Here is a 13,792-nt window from a genome sequence, read left to right as displayed (position 1 = left end):
AGGACGCCTGCCATGCCTGCCCAGCCCGAGATTCTCGCTTTCTTCGATGAGCCGACCTTCACCGTATCCTATCTCGTGGCTGACCCTGAGACCGGTGCCGCCGCCGTGATCGATCCGGTGCTCGATTACGATCAGGCCTCGGCGCGCATCGGCTCGGCATCAGTCGAGGCGATCATGGCTGCGGCCTCGGCGCGCAGCTGGCGGATCGAAATGGTGCTCGAAACCCATGCCCATGCCGATCACCTCAGCGGGGCAAAACTGATTGCGGGGCGCACTGGGGCATGGATCGGCATCGGCGCCATGATCACCGAGGTGCAGGCGGTCTTCAAGCCGATGTTCGGGGCGGATGACCTGCTCCCCGAAGGCCGTGACTTCGACCGCCTGCTCCATGATGGCGAAGTGCTGCCGCTCGGCAACCTGGCCTTCACCGTGATGCACACCCCGGGCCACACCGCCGCGTGCATCAGCTTTCACGTCGCCGATGCCGTGTTCATCGGCGACACGCTGTTCATGCCGGACTACGGCACCGCGCGGTGCGACTTTCCGGGCGGCGATGCCCATGCGCTCTACCGCTCGATCCGCCGCCTGCTGGCGCTGCCGGACGAGACCCGCATGTTCCTTTGCCACGATTACAAGGGGCCGGGGCGTAGCGAGTTCGCTTGGGAGACGACCGTTGGTGAGCAGCGGCGCACGAATGTGCAGGCGCATGACGGCATCGATGAGGCCGCCTTCGTGGCCCAGCGGCAAGCGCGCGATGCCACGCTTGCGCCGCCGCGCCTCCTGCTGCCCTCGATTCAGGTGAACATTCGTGCCGGGCGCTTGCCGCCGGTCGATGCCCAGGGCGTTCAGGCGCTGCGTCTGCCGCTGCGCGCGGGCGACGCGGTTGCCGCTACTCTTCTGTCCTGACGAGCACCGTCTCGCCGATCAGCAGGAACAGGAAGAACGGCGCCCAGGCGGCGAGGAGCGGGGGATAGCCGCCAAAGTTGCCCATCGCGAGCGCGGCGTTGTCGACGACGAAGTAGGCAAAGCCCAGCGCCATGCCGATGACCGCGCGGACGAAGAGCATGCCCGAGCGCGCAAGGCCGAACGCGGCAACCGCGCCGAGCAGCGGCATCAGCAGCGCCGAAAGCGGGCCGGAAAGCTTGTGCCACCATTTGCCCTCAAGCTCGCTGGTGCGGTAGCCGGCGCCGCGGATGGCGGCGATCGAATCCGACAGCTGCCCGATCGATTCCCCGTCCGCATCCGCCTTGCGGATCACCACTTGCGCGGGATCGACGCTCCGCGCGAAGATCTCGCCAGCTGGATAAGTCAGGCGGCGCGCGCTCTGCACATCGAAGCCGCCGGGGCGGGTGAAGTGCCAGCCCGGCTTCGCGAAAGTCGCCTCGGGCGAGCGCACGATCTCGGTCACCATCCCGGCAGGATCGCGGCGATACCAGCTCACATCGGTCATGCGGGTCTGATCGCCCATACCGGTAACCGACCGCGCATAGAGCAGGTTGCCCCCGTCCTGCAGCCAGACGTTGGTCTTGACCGCACTGTCGCGCGGGATCGCACCGTAATCGACTGCCTGCCAGGCCTTGAGCGTGGCCGATGCACGCACGACCACGCGCTCGTTGAAGGCAAGCGTGACCAGCGAGGTCAGCGCGGCGACAAGGAACAGCGGTGCCAGCACCTGATGTGCGGACAGGCCCGCCGCTTTCAGCGCGATCACCTCGCTGTTCTGGTTGAGCGTCATCAAGGTGATGATTGTTGCCAGCAGCACCGAATAGGGCAGGAACCGGCTGATCAGCTGCGGAATCCTGAGGCCCGCATATGTCAGCAACTCGCCCTGCCCATTGCCCGGCGCGGCGAGGATACGGCCGCTTTCGCTCAGCAGATCGAGCATCTGCAGCACCAGCACGAGCATCAGCAGCACGGCGATGATCCGCACCGCGAACATCCGTCCGATGTAGAGCGTGATCGTGCGCGAGGGGAAGAAATCAAGCTGCATCGACGGCTCCCGAGACCTCGGCCCGCGCTGGCTTGCGCGCTGAGAACAGCTTCATCACCGAGCGTGTGATCTTGGCAAAGCCGGTTTCCAGGGCGCCGATCGGCTGGCCTCCGGGCACATAGGCCAGCCGCCAGTACATCGAGACGATCAGCGCGGCGAACAGCGCGAACGGCCCCCACAGCGCGAGCGTGGGATCGACGCGGCCGAGGCTGGAGACATCCTGCCCGTATTCGTTGACCTTGTGATAGGCGACCACCATCACGATCGAGACGAACACGCCGAGCGCCGAACTCGAGCGTTTGGGCGGGACCGCGAGCGCGACAGCCAGCAGCGGCAGGAGGAACATCATTGCCACTTCAACGAGGCGGTAGTTGAGGCTGGCGATGCTCTGATAGCGCGCGGCCTCGCTCGAATCCTTGCTCCAGCCGATGCGCAGCAGTTCGGGGAGGAAGTATTCGCGGTCGCGCTCACCGCGGCTGCGGAACTGCTCGATCTTGGGCAGGTCGATCGGCAGGTCATGCGTCGCGAAGGTGAGCACGCGCGGCGAGGTGATGCCCGGGCCGTCCTGCACGATCTGCCCTTCGGAGAGGCGCAGGATCACCGTATCGGGGTTTTCCTTGTTGGCGAAGAACTGGCCTTCACGCGCGGAGATCACGAGGACCTGCCCGTCCTTGGTGGCAATCCGCGCGAAGATGCCGCGCAGGTCGCGGCCCTCGTCGCGGCTCGAATCGACACGCAGCGCGGTGCGGTCCTGCAGGGTGTTGAACTCCCCCACCTTGATCGAGGCACCCAGCGCACCCGAGCGCAGATCGAACTGCAGCTGTTCGTAATAGTAGCGCGAGAGTGGCTGGAGATAGCCCACGATCAGCAGGTTGAGCGCGGCAAGCACCACGGTGAACAGGTAGGGCACGCGCAGCAGCCGCGTGTAGGACAGGCCGACAGCGCGCATCACGTCGAGCTCCGACGATGTGGCAAGGCGGCGGAAGGCGAGCAGGATGCCGAGCATCAGGCCGAGCGGAATCGCCAGGCTCGCGTATTCGGGCAGGAGGTTGGCCAGCATCTTGAAAACGACGCTGACCGGCCCGCCTTCGGTCGCCACGAAGTCGAACAGCTTGAGCATCTTGTCGAGCACGAGCAGCGACGCCGCGATCACGAAAACCGCGCACATCGGCACGAAGACGAGCCGGGCGATGTATCGGTCAGTGGCGGTAAGGAAAGGCAAGGGCGGGGCGGCTCGCTGGACCGGAAGGACGGCTCGGGTTAGCCCGGTTCAGGGCCCGGCGGAAGGCGAAAATACGGTGGCGGCCGGTTGTCCGTCGATGCTGGCAGTCGCTCAGGCGCGAATCACGCCTTCTCGAGCGTGCACTGCAGCGGGTGCTGGTTCTGCCGGGCGAAATCCATCACCTGGTTCACCTTGGTTTCGGCGATCTCGTAGGGGAAGATCCCGCAGACGCCGACACCCTTCTGGTGGACATGGAGCATCACGCGTGTGGCCTGCTCGAGGTCCATGTTGAAGAAGCGCTTGAGGACCATCACGACGAATTCCATCGGCGTGTAATCGTCGTTGAGCATCAGCACCTTGAACATGCTGGGCTTCTTCGGGCGGGTTCGCGTCTTGGTAGCAATGCCGACCTGATCGTCATCGCCCCCGCCGGTGCCGGGACCCTTGGGCTCGTCATCATCAGCCGCGCGCACGGGGACGCGCACCGCGAATGCGGCACTGTAGGCGGCAGGGCCCTTGAGGGCGCCGAGGTTAGCTTTCATGCTCATGGCGTGAAGTGAATATCGCATCGCAGGCCCCCGCGTACAAGAGGCGGGTGAACACTTGGCCTCAAAGTCCAGTTCCGAGGCCGTGCTTTCGGCCCGGAAACGACAACGGGCTGGAGGGAAATCCCATCCAGCCCGTTGCGTGTTCAAGGTCCGCCTGCGCCTTAGCGCGGGCGCAAGACGCCGATCAGGCGGCGTGCTTGATCTTCTCGACCGCGAGGCTGACGCGGTTCGAGATCGGCTGGAAGGCTTCGCTGGCGAGCTTGAGCATCGCTTCGCTGTTCTTCGAGGTGACCGCCATGGCGGCGTCGAACTGCTTGCGCAGCATCGCGTTCTGCTTCTCGAAGAACTCGGCCGGCGACTTCACCGAAGCAAGTTCCTTGATCTCGGCCTGCATCGTCTCGACCACGGTCTTGGTCTCGGCGGCGTAGCTCTTGGTCATTTCCTGGAGGCCGGTGGCGAGGATCTTGGTCGATTCGACGACGGCCTCAACGTTGCCCTTGGTGAAGGCGCCCATGTCGCCCAGCGCGGCCTGGCTCTTTTCGAGTGCGGCCTTCGCCTTTTCGGCGGCTTCCTTCATCGCGGTCTGGATGGTCTCGGTCATCTCGGTGGGAATGGCGTTCATGATGGTAAAGTCCTTCTGCTTCGCAGCCGCGCTCTTCACGGAGACGGCTTGTTTCTTGTTGGTCTTGACGAGGGTGGTGCTGATTTTCGCGGCGGGCTTCGGTTCGGGCTTCACAACCTTTACCTTGGCCTTCCGGACCGGCTTAACAGCCGGCGCCACCGGCGCTTTGACAGCCTTTGCGAGAGCAGGCGCGGCGACCTTGCGGGGACGACCAGGCTTGCCCTTCGGCTTTTCGGTGGCTGCCGGAACGGCCTCCACCTCGAGCCCTGCAGACTGCACGAGCGGCTCGGCCGCGGCGATCTCAGCCTCGGCGCTTGGCGCGGCGATTGCTGCGCTTGCGATATCCTTGACTTCGTCTTCCATGACCTGACTGCTCCTGCGCCGGACACGCCCCTCTCACGAAACCAACGAGTTGGATTGGCAGAAGACCGTGTTGCACTGCACAAAATAGGAGCCGATTGGCCCGAGGTCAAGGGTTATTGTGCACTGCACCATGACAAGATATTGCCATCATGGCGGGTACCGCTAACATTTGGCCGAAACGCGCTCAGCGCGTCTTCACATAGCGGCCTGGGGCATCTTCGATAACAGGATCTCCGCGCCCGCCGGGAACGCGCTTGCCTTTGGCCGGGACCATCGCGGCATCCTCGGCGCGAATCCAATCGATCCAGTCGGGCCACCAGCTGCCCTTTGTCTCGCGCGCGCCGGCGACGAATTCGGCCAGCGTCGTGGGCGCGCCATCGTTGCGCCAGAACTGGTACTTGCCCGCGTCCGGCGGATTGACCACGCCCGCGATGTGGCCCGAACCCGCCAGCAGGAAGCGCCAGGGGCCCGAGAGCAGGCGGGTAAGCTTCCACACGCTTTCCGGCGGCGCGATGTGATCCTCGCGCCCGGCCTGGATGTAGCATGGCGTCGCGATGAGGCGCAGGTCGATCGGCGTGCCGTCGATCTCCAGCGAATCCGGCATCACCAGCCGGTTGTCGCGGTAGAGGTCCTCCAGATAGGCCTTGTGCCACTTAGCCGGGAGATTGGTGGTGTCACCATTCCAGTGCAGCAGGTCGAACGCAGGATAGTCCTCGCCAAGCAGGTAGTTGCTGACGACATAATTCCAGATGAGGTCGGTGCCGCGCAGCAGGTTGAACGTGGCCGCCATGTAGCGCCCGTCGAGGTAGCCGTCGGTCGAGAGGCTTTCGAGCAGCTTGATCTGCTTGTCGTCGATGAACGACTTGAGATCGCCGGCCTTTTCAAAATCGACTTGCGCGGTGAAGAAAGTGGCCGAGCGCACCTTGTCCGCGTCGCCCCGCCGCGCCATCAGCGCCAGCGTCGCCGCCAGCGTGGTGCCCGCGACGCAATAGCCGATGGCGTGGACCTGCGGCACACCCAGCCGCTTGCGAACCACGTCGATCGCCTCGACCTGCGCCATCACGTAGTCGTCCCACACGATATCGGCCATCGAGGCATCGGCCGATTTCCACGAGACGACGAACACTGACAGCCCTTGTTCGACCGCCCAGTGGATGAAGCTTTTCTTCGGGTTGAGGTCGAGGATGTAGAAGCGGTTGATCCACGGCGGGAAGATCAGCAGCGGGACGGCGAGCACGTCGGGCGTGGTCGGGCTGTACTGGATCAGCTGGTACAGCGCGGTCTCGTGGACGACCTTGCCCGGGGTAACCGCGATGTTGCGCCCCAGCTCGAAGGCCTGCGGATCGGTGTGGGTGAGCTGGCCCTTGCGCACGTCGGCCAGCATGTGTTCGACACCCTTGACGAGATTCTCGCCGTGCGTTTCGAGCGTGCGTTCAATCACGATGGGGTTGGTCATCGGGAAGTTGGCCGGGCTCAGCGCGTCGACGACCAGCTTGGTGAAAAACTGCACCTGGTGCTGCCGCTCGGGCGGCAGGCCCTTCACGTCGGCGGCCATGGCGGTGAGTTTTTCGGCCAGCAGCAGGTAGGTCTGGTGGAGCAGCGCGAACCAGGGCTGTTCGGCCCAGCGCGGATCGGCAAAGCGGCGATCCTTGCGCGGCAGCGGCGCCGACTCTTCCTTGCTGGCCGCAGGCCCGATGCCATAGCGGCCGAGCACCGTGGTCCACAGCTCCAGCCCGTCTTCCCAAAGCTTGGCCTGGGTCTCGGCCTGCGAGAGCGGCAGCGTGGCGTACCAGTCAGTGAACATCGCCGTCCAGCGCGCCGGGTCCGCCATACGGGCCATGACCGGCTCGACCTGGCCCGCCTGTTCAGCACCGAAATCCAGCCACATCTTCTGCAGCTTCGCTGCCGACATCGCCCAGTGCTGCATCGCCGCCGGATCTTGCGCCAGATTGGGCAGGGGGGTCGATGCCGTGGGCAGGAAGGGCGCGAACAACGCCTGCACTGCCTCACCCTGCTGGCGCATCAGATCCTCGATCACCGCAGTATCGAGCGGGCTTTCAGGCGGTGTTCCGATTTCGGCCATCGTGGTCTGCATCCCTGTTGCGCGTGGGAGGGCTTATAGCGCCGAATGCGCAGGTTGTGAGCCCTTCCGGTTCCCAGATGCCGACGATTGTCGTAAGGGACGCCGTGGCGCGGCGCTTTTGCTGCGTCAAAGGAGTGTGAGAAACCACCGTGACCGAAGAATTCTACCGCATGAAGCGCCTGCCGCCCTACGTCATCGCCGAAGTGAACGCGATGCGGGCCGCCGCTCGCGCCGGCGGGCGGGATATCATCGATCTCGGCATGGGCAATCCCGATCTCCCGCCGCCTGCGCATGTCATCGAAAAGCTCTGCGAAGTGGCGATGAAGCCCGATGCGCACGGCTATTCCGCGTCCAAGGGCATCCCCGGCGTGCGCAAGGCGCAGGCCAATTACTATGCGCGCCGTTTCAACGTGGAGCTCGATCCCGAGAGCGAGGTCGTGATGACCATGGGCTCGAAGGAAGGGCTAGCCAGCCTCGCCACCGCGATCACCGCGCCGGGCGATGTCGTGCTGGCCCCGAACCCGAGCTACCCGATCCACACCTTCGGCTTCATCATCGCCGGCGCAACGATCCGCTCTGTGCCGACCACGCCGGATGAACGCTACTGGGAAGCGCTCGACCGCGCGATGCGCTACAGCGTGCCGCGCCCTTCGGTCGTTATCGTCAACTACCCGTCGAACCCCACGGCCGAGATAGTCGACATCTCGTTCTACGAGCGGCTGGTGGCATGGGCGAAGGAGAACAAGGTCTGGGTGCTTTCGGACCTTGCCTATTCCGAACTCTATTTCGACGGTCAGCCGACGCGCTCGATCCTCGAAGTGCCCGGCGCGAAGGATGTCGCGGTCGAGTTCACCTCGATGTCGAAGACGTTCTCGATGGCCGGCTGGCGCGTCGGCTTCGCGGTTGGCAACAAGCAGCTTATCGCCGCGCTGACCCGCGTGAAATCCTACCTTGATTACGGCGCCTTCACACCGATCCAGGCAGCAACATGCGCCGCGCTCAACGGGCCGCAGGATATCGTCGAGCAGAACCGCCTGCTCTACCAGAAGCGCCGCGACGTGATGGTTGAAGCGTTCGGCCGCGCCGGGTGGGAGATCCCTTCCCCTCGCGCCTCGATGTTCGCCTGGGCGCCGCTGCCGCCGGCGCTGCGCGCGATGGGCAGCCTCGAGTTTTCCAAGCAGCTGCTCACCCACGCCGAAGTCGCAGTCGCGCCGGGTGTCGGCTATGGCGAGGACGGCGAGGGCTATGTGCGCATTGCCATGGTCGAGAACGAACAGCGTCTGCGCCAGGCCGCGCGCAATATCCGCCGCTATTTGTCCAGCATGGGCGTCAACGCCAGCGCCGCCTGAAGAAACGTCCGGGAGCAGGATCAGCCATGAAGTTCCATGATCGCGTCAGTGTGACTATCGAAGACCATGTTGCCCATGTGCTGCTCGACCGGGCGGACAAGATGAATGCGCTCGACGATGCCATGTTCGAGGGGATCATCGCTGCAGGCTCCCACCTGCACAGCGCCAAGGGTGTGCGCAGCGTGGTCCTCTCGGGCGCGGGGCGGTCGTTCTGCGCCGGGCTCGATCTTTCGAGCATGGGCAATACCGATCGCTGGGGTGGCAGCAGCCTCACCGATCGCACCCACGGCAACGCAAACCGCGCGCAATATGCTGCGATGGTCTGGCGCAACCTGCCTGTGCCGGTGATCGCGGCGGTGCACGGGGTGTGCTTCGGCGGCGGGCTGCAGGTGGCGAGCGGGGCGGACATCCGCATAGCCCACCCCGATGCCCGGCTGGCGGTGATGGAGGTGAAGTGGGGCCTCGTGCCCGATATGGGCGGCTACGTGCTGTGGCGCGGCAACGTGCGCGACGATGTGCTGCGCGAGCTGACCTACACCCACCGTGAATTCAACGGCACCGAGGCCGCGGCCTTCGGGTTCGCCACCCATGTCGATGCCGATCCGCTCGGACGCGCCATGGCACTGGCGCGCGAGATCGCGAGCAAGAGCCCGCATGCCGTGCGCGGGTCCAAGCTTATCACCAATCGCACCGCCTATATGGACGAGGACCAGATCCTGCTGACCGAAAGCAAGGTGCAGCACGAACTGATGTATTCGCGCAACCAGATCGAGGCGGTGAAGGCGGGCATGGAAAAGCGTGCCGCCGATTTCGTCGATCCCTGATCCGGGCTACCGGGCCCTCACAAAGAATCCCGTTGCGAGCAAGGCGGCGCTCGGCTAACCGCGCTCCTCCACGCTGATGCGCATCGGGGCCCGATGGCGGAGTGGTTACGCACCGGACTGCAAATCCGTTTACGCCGGTTCGATTCCGGCTCGGGCCTCCATTTCGCTAGTCACGAGCTAGGCTCCCTGATTAGACACCCCTGAAAGCACGCCATATTCTGCCCTCCTTGGGTTCGTATTTGTTCGTCCGCATTCCGGAACAAACATGGCAACTGGGGGCCACTGTGGGGGCCACCGCCAGCGACCCCAGAAATCTGGCCCCCACGGGGGCCACAGACACAGGAGGCGTGGTGGTTCATGGCACTTACGGATTTCGCGATAAGGGCGGCGAAAGCGAAGGATAAGCCCTACAAGCTCGGCGACACGCTCGGCCTGTTCCTGCTGGTGCAGCCGACCGGAGGCAAACTGTGGCGGTTCAAGTATCGCGTGGATGGCAGGGAGCAAAAGCTTACTATTGGGACCTATCCCGAGGTTAATCTGAGCGCGGCCCGCAAGCGCCGCGATGAAGCTCGCCAGCAACTCGCGGCCGGCAAAAATCCGGCGTTCGAGAAGAAGCGCGAGAAGCTGCGCGCCACCCAGCAAAGCGAGAACACCTTCACCGCGCTCTCCAAGGAGTATTGCGATCGCCGCAAGCGCGATGGTGTGCGTCCTTGGGCGCCTGCCACTGCGGAGCGGAGCGAGTATTTGTTGTCACTGCTGAATGACACCATCGGGGTGATGGCCATAGCTGAGATCGAGCCGGTGGACGTTCTCGCGGCTATCCGCAAGATCGAGGCGCGGGGGACGATGGAGAGCGCGCGGCGCACCTTGCAGCTGGCTGGAGCGGTGTTCCGCTATGGCATCGCCACGGCTCGCTTGCGCTCTGATCCGACCCGCGACCTCAAGGGCGCCCTGATCACCCCGCGCGCCAAGAATTACAGCGCCATCACCGACGCCAGCCGCGTCGGCGAACTCTTACGGGCGATTGATGGCTATCAGGGGCAGGGGCTGACCAAGCGGGCGCTGCAGATTGCCCCGCATGTCTTTGTGCGCCCCGGTGAGTTGCGCCACGCCGAATGGTCTGAGATTGATCTTGATGGCGGCGTGTGGACCATTCCCGCTGAGAAGATGAAGATGCGCAAGCGCCATGTGGTGCCGCTATCGCGGCAGGTCGTGGAGCTTTTCGCGGAGATTCACACCGCCACCGGCCCTACGGGTTATGTGTTCCCATGTTTGCGGACGCGGGCGCGGCCCATGTCCGAGAACACGCTGAACGCAGCGTTGCGGCGGTTGGGCTTCTCCAAGGACGAGATGACCGCGCACGGGTTCCGCTCGATGGCCTCCAGCCTACTGAACGAAAGCGGGAAGTGGCATCCTGACGCAATTGAGCGCGCCCTTGCCCACGGCGACAGCGACCGGGTGCGCGGGGCCTATCACCGCGCGGCCTATTGGGGGGAGCGCGTGGAAATGGCGCAGTGGTGGAGCGATTACCTCGATACCTTGCGCAAGGGGGCTGACATCGTCCCTCTCAAGGTCCGCGCGGCGTAGGGGCAAGGCGACAGGACGGGCGATCAGCGCGGGAAAAGCCGCCCTGCCGGGGGCAGGTGCGGCAAGGGCGTAACGCCCCTCATTGGGCCTCAGAACGAATTCTCTGGCCAATTTGATGGGCAGGCCTTGGGTCCTTCCCCGGGGGTGCCCTGTCGAGGATGACGCGCGACCGCGATGGCGCTCTAGCCACAGGCTGCCGACATTGTTTCTTTTGGGGCCTGTGAGGAAATATCGCAGATGACCGTCTCAAGCCGCAGCGGTTCGGATATCTTCGTGGTGAGGCGTGAATGTTTCTTCGTCTCCACCGGAACAAAGAGGATATATGGAACCCATTACGGTATCGATTGAAGTAGCGGCCAAGGCCCTGAACATTGGCAGGACCAGTGTTTACAAGCTGATCTCGCGGGGTGAGTTAAAGACTGTCCGCATTTTGAGCCGCCAGCTTGTCACCGTCGAAAGCATCCGTGCGTTGGGCGGGAATGTTGCGTGATGGCTAAGAGCTGCAAGACGTGTGCTGCTTTTGGTGAAGTCGTAGTGGTTGGCTCGGTGCCCCATTGGGCGCGTGGGTATGGCTCGTGTCGCTTCAAGCCCGCAAGAAAGGGGTACGCGGCGTGGCCAATGGTAAAGCCTGATGGTTGGTGCATGAAGTGGCAGGAGAGGGAAAAGGAGGACATCTTCTGATGGCCTTTTTGACCTTGCAGGCCATCGCAGATGTCTTGGGCGGGGAGGTTAGCGGTCATCAGGTGCTGGCCCCCACGCCGGGGCATTCCAAGCGCGACCGGGGGACTGCAGTACGCATCGCCCCCGGTGCGCCTGATGGCGTCCTAGTGACGTGTTACAATGGCTCTCAAGCAGAGGCGCTCGCGGTAAAGGACATGCTGCGCTCGGCTGGCTTGCTGCCGGAGTGGAGCGGAAAGCGCCGAGTGCTGACCCACGAGGAACAGCAGGTCATCCGCCGCGCCGCAGAGCAGCAGGAAGTGGAGCGCCGTGCGCGGTGGCAGGCAGCGGCTCTCACAGCCCGTCTGAGACTCGCACAAGCCGTGCCAGCCGACCCGGGGCACCCCTACCTCGTGGCCAAGCGCATTGCTTCTGAGCGGCTATGGCAGGCTGGAGCAAGGCTTCTGGTACCGATGCAGGACGAGATGGGCGAGGTGCAAAATGTCCAGTCCATCGCCCCCGATGGGAGCAAGCTCTTCACCAAGGGAGGGCGCACGTCTGGCCTTTTCTGGTGGGTGGGCAAGGCGACTGACCGGCTGGTGATCGGCGAGGGCATGGCAACCGTTGCCGCCATCCGCCGCGCCACTGGTGTGCCAGTCGTTGCTGCGATGACTGCCCATAACCTGCCCAAGGTGGCCCAGGCCATCCATGCCAAGCGGCCCGATCTCGAATTGATCATTGCCGCTGATGATGACCCTGCGGGCCATGAAGCCGCCAGCTCTGCCGCCGCACTGACCGGCGCATCTATCGTATTTCCGGAGCTTACCGAATGAACCACAATGTGCACGCGACATACAGTCGCCGCGATTTCGCGGACCTCAATGACAATAGCATCATTGCTGCCCTGAAGGCACCTAAGACCCTGCCCATTGCCAATAACGATGATGGGGCTGCGGTCGTGGTCACTCCCGGTTCGCTGTCGCCCCCAAGTGGCCCGAATGAGGATTCGCTCGCGCGCGAATTTGTTTTGATGCACTCGGCGCAGTGGCGATACGATCATAACGCATGTTGCTGGTATCGCTGGGATGGCCAGCGCTGGGCCACCGACGATTGCCATCTTGTGCGCCACCAAATTGCCGACCATCTACGCGCGGCTGGCGCGGCCACTAGCAACCCGCGCATCGCCACCAGCAAGACCGTCCGTGGCGTTGAGGCGATGATCCAGGTCAACCCCTCTGTCGCTGTCACTCATGCCATGTGGGACGCTGATCCTTGGCTGCTCGGCTCGCCGGGTGGCACTGTGGACTTGCGCACCGGCGAAATCCGCCCTGCCAGCCCTGAAACTCATATCACCAAGCTCGCCGCATGTGCGCCTGTTGAGGGCGAGCCGACGCGGTGGCTGCGCTTCCTGACCGAGGCGACTGGGGATGACCTCGAGATGGTGGCCTTCTTGCGCCGCTGGTGCGGTTATTGCCTGACTGGTTCCACGCGGGAGCATGCTTTTGCGTTCGTGTTCGGCCCCGGCGGTAACGGCAAGTCGGTTTTCCTGAACACGCTGGCCGGGATCATGGCCGACTATTCGGCCACGGCAGCGATGGAGACCTTTGCTGACTCGCGCCACGACCGCCATTCGACTGAACTGGCCATGCTGACGGGCGCGCGGCTGGTAACCGCCAGCGAGACCGATGCAGGGCGCGGCTGGGCTGAGGCCAAGGTGAAGGCCATCACCGGCGGCGACCCTGTCACCGCGCGTTTCATGCGGCAGGACAACTTCACCTATGTGCCGCAGTTTAAGCTGCTGATCGCGGGCAATCACGCCCCCAGCCTGCGCAATGTCGATGACGCAATGCGCCGCCGTTTGAACATGCTGCCTTTTGTCGTGACGCCCGCCAAGCCCGACAGGGAGCTTGAGGCAAAGCTCCGCGAGGAGTGGCCCCAGATTCTCGCTTGGGCCATCGAGGGCTGCCTTGAATGGCAGAGCGCGGGCTTGATGCGCCCCGAGAAGGTGGCAAAGGCTACGGAGGCATATTTTAGCGATCAGGACGTTCTGGGCCAGTGGCTGGAGGAGCGCTGCGAGCGAGGGCCTTCGTTTTGGGAGCAACCTACGCCGCTGTTCCGCTCGTGGTCTGACTACGCGCACAACGCTGGCGAACACGCCGGAGATATGAAGACTTTCAAGGCGGCTATGGAACGCCGGGGCATTCTGCATGGCAAGTCGGCGGGTCTGAAGGTTTACCGCGGGGTGCGTTTGCGCGACCAGTTCGGGGGCTGATAGAGCTGATAGGGCCACTTGGGGCTGCCTTGTTCGGATGCACTCTCAAAGGCGCGCGTGAGAGTGATACAGGCAGTATAGCGGCCCCAGGTGGCCCTTGTGGTGCCTGCTGCCGATCGGGCCCGGGGGTCGGTCAGATGAGCTGCACTGAACGTCCTAGGCTCAGGACCTATTAAAATGCTTGCGTAGCGTGCGATCAGTTGATTCAATGACGGCGCTGAGGAGGCGTTGTCATGAGCGATTTGATCTGGTTGTCAGAGGCGCAGATGCGCCGG

Annotated in this window: 12 protein-coding genes and 1 tRNA gene; 8 read left to right on the top strand and 5 right to left on the bottom strand. The window is 64.0% G+C overall.

Annotated elements, in window-relative coordinates:
• Window positions 1-12 precede the first annotated feature (12 nt).
• Window positions 13-906 (top strand): MBL fold metallo-hydrolase, encoded by an 894-nt coding sequence (locus Q0082_RS15535; RefSeq protein WP_298194356.1) that lies wholly within the window; start codon window positions 13-15, stop codon window positions 904-906.
• Here Q0082_RS15535 and lptG read toward each other — a convergent pair.
• From lptG to phaC, 5 genes are all read right to left on the bottom strand, one after another.
• Window positions 890-1,990: an LPS export ABC transporter permease LptG gene (gene lptG / locus Q0082_RS15530; protein ID WP_298194354.1), complete on the bottom strand. Its 1,101-nt coding sequence runs from the start codon at window positions 1,988-1,990 to the stop codon at window positions 890-892. The genes Q0082_RS15535 and lptG overlap by 17 nt on opposite strands.
• Window positions 1,980-3,212: an LPS export ABC transporter permease LptF gene (gene lptF, locus Q0082_RS15525; protein ID WP_298194352.1), complete on the bottom strand. Its 1,233-nt coding sequence runs from the start codon at window positions 3,210-3,212 to the stop codon at window positions 1,980-1,982. The genes lptG and lptF overlap by 11 nt, the downstream gene beginning before the upstream one ends.
• A 122-nt stretch (window positions 3,213-3,334) precedes the next feature.
• Window positions 3,335-3,754, bottom strand: coding sequence for an ATP-dependent Clp protease adapter ClpS (clpS, locus tag Q0082_RS15520; protein ID WP_298194416.1), 420 nt, complete (start codon window positions 3,752-3,754; stop codon window positions 3,335-3,337).
• Between the two features lie 190 nt (window positions 3,755-3,944).
• Complete coding sequence (locus tag Q0082_RS15515) at window positions 3,945-4,745, bottom strand: phasin family protein (protein WP_298194350.1); 801 nt, start codon at window positions 4,743-4,745, stop codon at window positions 3,945-3,947.
• 184 nt (window positions 4,746-4,929) lie between these two features.
• Window positions 4,930-6,828, bottom strand: coding sequence for a class I poly(R)-hydroxyalkanoic acid synthase (phaC, locus tag Q0082_RS15510; protein ID WP_298194348.1), 1,899 nt, complete (start codon window positions 6,826-6,828; stop codon window positions 4,930-4,932).
• A gap of 149 nt (window positions 6,829-6,977) precedes the next feature.
• Between phaC and Q0082_RS15505 the strand changes: the two genes are divergently transcribed.
• The 7 genes from Q0082_RS15505 to Q0082_RS15475 all read left to right on the top strand — a co-directional run bounded on the left by Q0082_RS15505 (window position 6,978) and on the right by Q0082_RS15475 (window position 13,517).
• The gene (locus Q0082_RS15505; RefSeq protein ID WP_298194346.1) at window positions 6,978-8,177 is read left to right on the top strand and encodes an LL-diaminopimelate aminotransferase; all 1,200 of its coding nucleotides are present in this window, start codon (window positions 6,978-6,980) and stop codon (window positions 8,175-8,177) included.
• 26 nt (window positions 8,178-8,203) lie between these two features.
• A complete protein-coding gene (locus Q0082_RS15500; protein WP_298194345.1) occupies window positions 8,204-9,001 on the top strand; it encodes a crotonase/enoyl-CoA hydratase family protein in 798 nt (265 codons plus the stop codon).
• Window positions 9,002-9,088: 87 nt separating this feature from the next.
• Window positions 9,089-9,162: transfer RNA gene (locus Q0082_RS15495), tRNA-Cys, on the top strand.
• 196 nt (window positions 9,163-9,358) lie between these two features.
• The gene (locus Q0082_RS15490; RefSeq protein ID WP_298194344.1) at window positions 9,359-10,588 is read left to right on the top strand and encodes an integrase arm-type DNA-binding domain-containing protein; all 1,230 of its coding nucleotides are present in this window, start codon (window positions 9,359-9,361) and stop codon (window positions 10,586-10,588) included.
• Between the two features lie 322 nt (window positions 10,589-10,910).
• Complete coding sequence (locus Q0082_RS15485) at window positions 10,911-11,078, top strand: helix-turn-helix domain-containing protein (protein WP_298194342.1); 168 nt, start codon at window positions 10,911-10,913, stop codon at window positions 11,076-11,078.
• A gap of 190 nt (window positions 11,079-11,268) precedes the next feature.
• A complete protein-coding gene (locus tag Q0082_RS15480; protein ID WP_298194340.1) occupies window positions 11,269-12,078 on the top strand; it encodes a toprim domain-containing protein in 810 nt (269 codons plus the stop codon).
• Window positions 12,079-12,275: 197 nt separating this feature from the next.
• Entirely contained in the window at window positions 12,276-13,517 is a 1,242-nt protein-coding gene (locus Q0082_RS15475) for a phage/plasmid primase, P4 family (RefSeq protein WP_298194338.1), read from the top strand.
• The last annotated feature ends 275 nt before the right edge of the window (window positions 13,518-13,792 follow it).

The organism is Novosphingobium sp., from assembly GCF_027489515.1.
Taxonomy (GTDB): domain Bacteria; phylum Pseudomonadota; class Alphaproteobacteria; order Sphingomonadales; family Sphingomonadaceae; genus Novosphingobium.
Note: the sequence above shows the minus strand (reverse complement) of the source record. Positions and strands in the feature narration are given on the sequence as shown.